This window comes from Streptomyces africanus (assembly GCF_002150735.1).
GTDB lineage: Bacteria > Actinomycetota > Actinomycetes > Streptomycetales > Streptomycetaceae > Streptomyces > Streptomyces africanus.
Genome location: NZ_MUKA01000418.1, coordinates 1 through 4,730 on the forward strand (window position 1 = coordinate 1; position 4,730 = coordinate 4,730).

Annotated in this window: 6 protein-coding genes; 3 read left to right on the forward strand and 3 right to left on the reverse strand. The window is 72.3% G+C overall.

The window, feature by feature from the left end; all coding sequences use genetic code 11:
• Positions 1-177 precede the first annotated feature (177 nt).
• A complete protein-coding gene (locus CCL05_RS38170) occupies positions 178-1,377 on the reverse strand; it encodes a bifunctional adenosylcobinamide kinase/adenosylcobinamide-phosphate guanylyltransferase (RefSeq protein ID WP_086565216.1) in 1,200 nt (399 codons plus the stop codon).
• A gap of 225 nt (positions 1,378-1,602) precedes the next feature.
• On the opposite strand from CCL05_RS38170, the gene CCL05_RS38175 reads away from it, so the two are divergent.
• Positions 1,603-1,815: a hypothetical protein gene (locus CCL05_RS38175; RefSeq protein WP_086565211.1), complete on the forward strand. Its 213-nt coding sequence runs from the start codon at positions 1,603-1,605 to the stop codon at positions 1,813-1,815.
• Positions 1,816-1,866: 51 nt separating this feature from the next.
• On the opposite strand, the gene CCL05_RS38180 is transcribed toward CCL05_RS38175, so the two are convergent.
• Together CCL05_RS38180 and CCL05_RS38185 are read right to left on the reverse strand one after the other, a co-directional pair.
• The gene (locus CCL05_RS38180) at positions 1,867-2,568 is read right to left on the reverse strand and encodes a class I SAM-dependent methyltransferase (protein WP_086565212.1); all 702 of its coding nucleotides are present in this window, start codon (positions 2,566-2,568) and stop codon (positions 1,867-1,869) included.
• Between the two features lie 83 nt (positions 2,569-2,651).
• Positions 2,652-3,251: a DUF3043 domain-containing protein gene (locus CCL05_RS38185; RefSeq protein ID WP_086565213.1), complete on the reverse strand. Its 600-nt coding sequence runs from the start codon at positions 3,249-3,251 to the stop codon at positions 2,652-2,654.
• A gap of 336 nt (positions 3,252-3,587) precedes the next feature.
• Between CCL05_RS38185 and CCL05_RS38190 the strand changes: the two genes are divergently transcribed.
• Together CCL05_RS38190 and pspAA are read left to right on the forward strand one after the other, a co-directional pair.
• Positions 3,588-4,373, forward strand: coding sequence for a PspA/IM30 family protein (locus tag CCL05_RS38190; protein WP_086565214.1), 786 nt, complete (start codon positions 3,588-3,590; stop codon positions 4,371-4,373).
• 23 nt (positions 4,374-4,396) lie between these two features.
• Positions 4,397-4,675, forward strand: coding sequence for a PspA-associated protein PspAA (gene pspAA, locus CCL05_RS38195; RefSeq protein WP_086565215.1), 279 nt, complete (start codon positions 4,397-4,399; stop codon positions 4,673-4,675).
• Positions 4,676-4,730 lie beyond the last annotated feature (55 nt).

The window sequence follows — 4,730 nt, forward strand, 5'->3', positions numbered from 1 at the left end:
AGCCGGAGGAGGCGCTCTAGAACGCGCGTCTCGCCGGGCTTAGCTGCGGGCAGTCGTGCCTCCCCCAGTGCCTCAAGGGCCTGGGAGGTGCCCCCAGGCGGCACGGGTGGGCGCAGCGGCACCCCGCTCCGCCGGGCTGCGCACCCACCCCACCTCAGCCCAGACGCCGCGCACCCTTCACCCCCGCAGCACCACAGCCTGCCCCGCCACCACCAACAGCACATGCTCACACTCGTCCGCGAACCCCGCGTTCAACCGCCCGAGTTCATCCCGATACCGCCGCCCCGACGCGGTCGACGGCACGATCCCCGACCCCACCTCGTTCGACACGGCCACAACGGTCCGCCGAGTCGACCGCACCGCCTCCGTCAACTCCCGCACCCGCTCGCGCAACGCCTTCTCCCCCCGCTCCGCCCACACCGCGTCGTCCCACGCCCCCGCCGCATCCATCGCATCCGTCAGCCACAACGACAGACAGTCGATCAGCAACGGCGGCCCCTCCGCCTCCAGCAACGGCACCAGATCGCAGGTCTCGACCGTCCGCCACGACCCCGGCCGCCGCTCCCGGTGCGCGGCCACCCGCGCCGACCACTCGGTATCCCCGTTGCGCGACCCACCCGTCGCCACGTACAGCACGTCCGGAAAGGCCTCCAGCCTCCGCTCGGCCTCCACCGACTTGCCCGACCGCGCCCCGCCCAGCACCAGCGTCCGCCGCGGCAGGTCCGGCACGTCCTCGTACACCCCCACCGCCAGCGTCGTCCCGTCCGGCACGGCCCGCGCCCCGGCCGCCGCGAGCCGCCGCGCGAGCTCAGGACCGGGCGGCACGTCGTGGTCCAGATGGACGGCGACCACATCGGTCGTCGGCCCCACCGCGCCCACCGCCCGCAGCTTCGCCAGCGCGTCCGGCCGCCCCACGACGTCCGCGAGCACCATGTCGTACGACTCGGCCGGCTCCTCCAGCCCCGCCGGCGCCCCGCCGGGCGGCAGGTACAGCAGCCGCTGCCCCTCCGGCCCGGTCACCGCGTACCCCGTGCCCGGCGCGTCCATCGCCACCGCCCGCACCCGGTGACCTGTCAGCAGCGTCAACTCCCGCCCGTCCGGCACCCGTCCGGGTTGCGGCAGCCCGGCCGGCACCTCGACCGCCGGCCCGTCGTGCGGATGCGACAGCAGCACCTGCCGTACGCCGGTCAGGGAACGGCCCGCCCGCGCCGCCGCGAACGCGGCCCCGGGCGTCAGGTCGAGCAGCAGCGCCCCGTCCAGGAGCAGCGCGGTGGCCGCCCGCGCGTCGGGGCCGAGGGCAGCCGCACAGGCCGCGCAGGGACAGTCGGGGCGGGGGAGCCCCGCGGGGGCGCCGGTGCCGAGCAGAGTCAGTTCCACGCCCCGATTCTCACCCGTGAGCATGGGACATGCGTTGCGGAGACGCCCCGACAGGGGCGCGGGGAACTGCGCGACCAGCCCCACACGACCCGCACGGGCCCAACCACCCGCACTCCCGCAGGGCCTATCACGCCGAACCCAGCGGAGCGCTTAGGCTCTGGGCAGGAGCCGGACCAAGATCCGGCTTCCGCTGTGCAGTGTGCTCAACACACATGGGAGGCGTACATGGCGGCATGGACGTGGCGGTTCGAGAAGACCGACGGGACGGAGGTCCAGCCCGCGGTGCCGCCGGAGGAGTTCCCCACCCAGGGGGACGCCGAGTCCTGGATCGGGGAGCACTGGAAGGCCCTGCTGGAAGGCGGTGCCGACCAGGTGCGGCTGTTCGAGGACGCCACGCAGATCTACGGGCCGATGAGCCTGCACGCGGCCGACGCGTGAGCCCCGGGGCGGGGGCCCACGGCCCTCGCCCCATCCCCTCGTCCGGGTGTGTCAGCCGCGCACGCCGCACAGGTGCAGCAGCGCCGCCACCCCGCGGTACGGATCCGTCCGGCCGGCCTTCTCCTCCACCGCGAGCAGTGTCTCCACGTCGGCCGGGACATCGGCGCCGTCCGCCGCCGCGTCCGTGAACACGCGCACCCCGTACCAGGCGTGCAGCGGCGCCCCGATCCCGGCGAGCGTCGCGGTCAGGTCCTTCAGCCGGTCGGCCCGTACGTCGAGGCCGAGACGGTTGCGGTAGGAGACGGTGTCGAAGGCGCTCAGCGCCCCCGCCCAGTCGCCGGACAGCCCCGGCCGGATCGCGAGCGCGTCCCCGTTGCGCACGAGCAGGGACAGCAGACCGCCGGGCGCGAGCATCCGGGCCAGGCCCGCCAGCAGCGGGTCGGGCTCCTCCACGTACATCAGGACGCCGTGGCACAGGACCACGTCGAAACTGCCCGGCAGGAAGTGCACGCCGGTGTCCCGGCCGTCGCCCTCGATGATCTGCATCCGCTCCCGGATGCCCTCCGGCTCCCCGGCGAGGGCCTCCCGGGCCACGGCGATCATCTTCGCGTCCTGCTCCAGACCGGTCACCTGGTGCCCGGCCCGGGCCAGCCGCAGCGCCTGCGTGCCCTGACCCATGCCCACGTCGAGCACCCGCAGCCGCTGCCCGACCGGGAACCGCCCGACGATCTGCTCGTCCAGCTGCCGGGCCACCAGCTCCTGCCGGACGACATCGCGCAGCCCGCCCAGCTTGTCCAGCCAGGCATCCGCCGCGCCCCCGGAGAACGACGTCGCGGTCAGGGCCGCTCTCCGCGCTTGACCTGCGGCTTCGGCAGCCGGAGCCGGCGCATCTGGAGAGAGCGCATCAGGGCGTAGGCGACCGCGCCGCGCCGGTTCTCACCCGCGAAGCGCTCGTTCAGCTGCTTCTTCAGGCGGAACGCCGTGACGAACGAGTCGAGCACGATCAGCACGATCACCACGAGCCACAGCAGCAGCGCGATGTTCTGCAGCGCGCCCACCCGCACCATGCTCAGCACGAGGATGACGACGGCCATCGGCAGGAAGAACTCCGCGATGTTGAACCGCGAGTCGACGAAGTCGCGCGCGAACCGGCGGACCGGCCCCTTGTCACGCGCGGGCAGGTACCGCTCGTCGCCGCTCGCCAGCGCCTGGCGCTGGCGCTCCAGCGCGCTGCGGCGCTCCTCGCGCTGCCGCTTGGCGGCCTCCTTCCGCGTCATCGACGTGTTGGCGACGCTGCGGCGCTGGGACTGGGCCTCACTGCGCTTGGGCGTGGGCCTGCCCTTCGGGGCCTGCGGGTCGCGGGGCTGCTTGGAGAAGTTCACCGGCGCCTTGTCGGCGGCCTGGGCCTTCTCATCCTTCGCACGGCTACGGAACACAAAACCCAAGGGTAAGGGCTTCCCGGGCATGGACCCCAGTCCCATGGGGAACGATCCGGCAACACCAGTCGTCAGTAAGGGGACAGAGGGGACGTTGTGTACGCACCCGGTCGTTCCCCGGAGGTACGTCTCCGGTTACCGGGGGTATCCCCGGTGACCCCGGGGACCACCTACTCCCTACGCCGGAGCGGGCGCGTGCTCAGTCGTCCTTGGGGATGAGCGCATCAGTCCCCGAACAGTGCGGTAATGGATGCAGGGCCCGTACTGTGGGTTCTGTCGCAGGAGCAGCTGCCGGAGTCGGTCAGAAGGGGGCGCGCGAAGCCCATGAGCGGTGTCATGAAGCGTATGGGGATGATCTTCCGCGCGAAGGCGAACAAGGCCCTTGACCGGGCCGAGGACCCGCGCGAGACCCTCGATTACTCGTACCAGAAGCAGCTGGAGCTGCTCCAGAAGGTCCGCCGCGGCGTCGCCGACGTGGCGACCTCGCGCAAGCGCCTGGAACTCCAGCTGAACCAGTTGCAGTCCCAGTCCACCAAGCTGGAGGACCAGGGCCGCAAGGCGCTCGCGCTGGGCCGTGAGGACCTGGCCCGGGAAGCGCTGTCCCGCCGTGCCGCCCTCCAGCAGCAGGTGACCGACCTGGAGACCCAGCACGCGACGCTCCAGGGCGAGGAGGAGAAGCTCACCCTCGCGGCCCAGCGGCTCCAGGCCAAGGTCGACGCCTTCCGTACGAAGAAGGAGACCATCAAGGCGACGTACACGGCGGCCCAGGCGCAGACCCGGATCGGCGAGGCCTTCTCCGGCATCTCCGAGGAGATGGGCGACGTCGGCCTGGCGATTCAGCGCGCCGAGGACAAGACGGCCCAGCTCCAGGCCCGCGCCGGCGCGATCGACGAGCTGCTCGCCTCCGGCGCCCTCGACGACCAGTCCGGCATGCACAAGGACGACATCCAGGCCGAGCTGGACCGGCTCTCCGGTGGTACGGATGTAGAGCTGGAACTTCAGCGGATGAAGGCCGAGCTGGCCGGAGGTTCGAGCGCCGGGCAGCAGGCCCTCGAAGGTGGCACGAGCCAGCAGCAGTCCCAGCAGCAGCCGCAGGACACCCCGCGCTTCGACAAGCAGTAGGGGCCCACGCCTAGGAGGGCGACATGATCGTACGGATCATGGGGGAGGGCCAGGTGAGGCTGGCCGACGGTCACCTCGCCGAACTGAACAAGCTGGACGACGAGCTCCTGGCGGAAATGGAGAACGGCGACGGCCCCGGCTTCCGCCGCACCCTCCAGGCTCTGCTGGCCAGGGTCCGAGACCTGGGCGAGCCCCTCCCGGACGACTTCCTGGAACCCTCGGAACTGATCCTTCCGTCCCCGGACGCGACGCTGGAGGACGTCCGGGAGCTCCTCAGCGACGACGGCCTGATTCCGGGTTAGTGATCCGCGGGCAGTCGTGCCGCTGGGGCGGCACGGGTGGGCGCGGACGGCACCC